General features: G+C 65.4%; 1 protein-coding gene and 1 pseudogene. Both read right to left on the bottom strand.

Features of this window, described 5'->3' with window-relative positions; translation table 11 throughout:
• Window positions 1–640, bottom strand: a pseudogene (locus tag BKP54_RS34695) (alcohol dehydrogenase catalytic domain-containing protein); the annotation flags it as partial.
• Window positions 641–844: 204 nt separating this feature from the next.
• Window positions 845–1,891: glycine C-acetyltransferase (locus BKP54_RS34690; RefSeq protein ID WP_084815711.1), on the bottom strand; the 1,047-nt coding region annotated here is incomplete at its 5' end.

Genomic DNA, 1,891 nt, shown 5'->3' with positions numbered 1-1,891 from the left:
GTCGATGCCGACCTTGCGGGCAAGCTCCAGCCGCGTCGGGTTGATGTCGGTGATCACCACCTTGCGCGCGCCCGAGCGCTTGGCAACCAGCGCCCCCATGATGCCGATCGGCCCGGCGCCGGTCACCAGCACATCCTCGCCGACCAGATCGAACGACAGTGCGGTGTGCACCGCATTGCCGAAGGGATCGAAGATCGCGGCGATCTCGTCGGGAACGTCTTCCGGGATCGGCACGACATTGTATTCCGGCAGGCAGACGAATTCGCCGAACGAGCCCGGCCGGTTGACGCCGACGCCGAGCGTGTTGCGGCAGAGGTGGCCGCGCCCGGCGCGGCAATTGCGGCACTTGCCGCAGACGATATGGCCCTCGCCCGAGACCCGCTCGCCGACATGGTATTTGGTGACGGCCGAACCGACCGCGGCGATCTCGCCCATGAACTCATGGCCGACGACCATCGACACCGGAATGGTTCTGGGCCCATTGGTCCCAGTTCCAGATGTGCACGTCGGTGCCGCAGATCGCCGACTTCTTCACCTTGATCAGCACGTCGTTCGGTCCGACCTCCGGCACCGGCACGCGTTCCATCCAGAGCCCGACCTCCGGCTTCGTCTTGACCAGCGCCTTCATCATCTTCGTCATTTGGTTGTCTCCAAAATCAACTGCCCGCCTGGGGCCTGCCCCTCATCCGGCTGCCGCCACCTTCTCCCCGCGATCGCGGGGAGAAGGGCTATGCCGCACCCCTTGCGCCCATCTCGGACTGCCCGCAGGCTCAACCTCTTGCCGGGCACGTCCCCTCTCCCCGCCTGCGGGGAGAGGGCTAGGGTGAGGGGCAGAGCTCTACACTCACTTGATCACACCGAGCTCGCGGCCGACCTCTTCGAATGCGGCGATCGCCCGGCGCACGTCGTTTTCGCTGTGGGCGGCCGACATCTGCGTGCGGATGCGCGCCTGGCCCTTTGGCACCACCGGGAAGGAGAAGCCGATGACGTAGACGCCCTTCTTGAGCATGCGCGCCGCCATCTCCTGCGCCAGTGCGGCATCGCCGAGCATCACCGGGATGATCGGATGGCCCTCGCCGGCCAGCGTGAAGCCGAGCTTCGACATCTGGTCACGAAACAGCGCCGCATTGTCCGACAGCCGCGCCCGCAGCCCATCGCCGTTGTCGATCAGGTCGAACACTTTGAGCGAGGCGGCGGCAATCACCGGCGCCAGCGTGTTGGAAAACAGATAGGGCCGCGAGCGCTGGCGCAGCCAGTCGACAACCTCGGCCTTGGCCGACGTATAGCCGCCCGAGGCACCGCCGAGCGCCTTGCCGAGCGTGCCGGTGATGATGTCGACGCGGCCCTCGACGCCGCAATGTTCGGCCGAGCCGCGCCCGTTTTTGCCGACGAAGCCGACCGCATGGCTGTCATCGACCATGACCATGGCGCCGTACTTCTCGGCGAGGTCACAGACGCCCCCGAGATTGGCGATGATGCCGTCCATCGAGAACACGCCGTCGGTGGCGATCAGCTTGAAGCGACTGCCTTCGGCCTTCTTCAGCTCTTCCTCCAGCGCCGCCATGTCGTTGTTGGCATAGCGGAAGCGCTTGGCCTTGGAGAGGCGCACGCCGTCGATGATCGAGGCGTGGTTCAAGGCGTCGGAGATGATCGCGTCCTCTTCGCCCAGCAGCGTCTCGAACAGGCCGCCATTGGCGTCGAAACAGGAGGAATAAAGGATCGTGTCTTCCAGGCCGAGGAAGGCGGAGATGCGCGCCTCCAACTGCTTGTGCTCTTCCTGCGTGCCGCAGATAAAGCGCACCGAGGCCATGCCGTAGCCGTAACGGTCGAGCGCCTTTTTGCCGGCCTCAGTCAGTTCCGCATTGTCGGCCAGGCCGAGATAGTTGTTGGC

It is taken from the genome of Ensifer sp. 1H6, from assembly GCF_001976035.1.
In the GTDB taxonomy this organism is placed as follows: Bacteria; Pseudomonadota; Alphaproteobacteria; order Rhizobiales; family Rhizobiaceae; genus Ensifer; species Ensifer canadensis.
The sequence above is the reverse complement of the archived record's forward strand: the minus strand, read 5'-3'. Positions and strand labels throughout refer to the sequence as shown.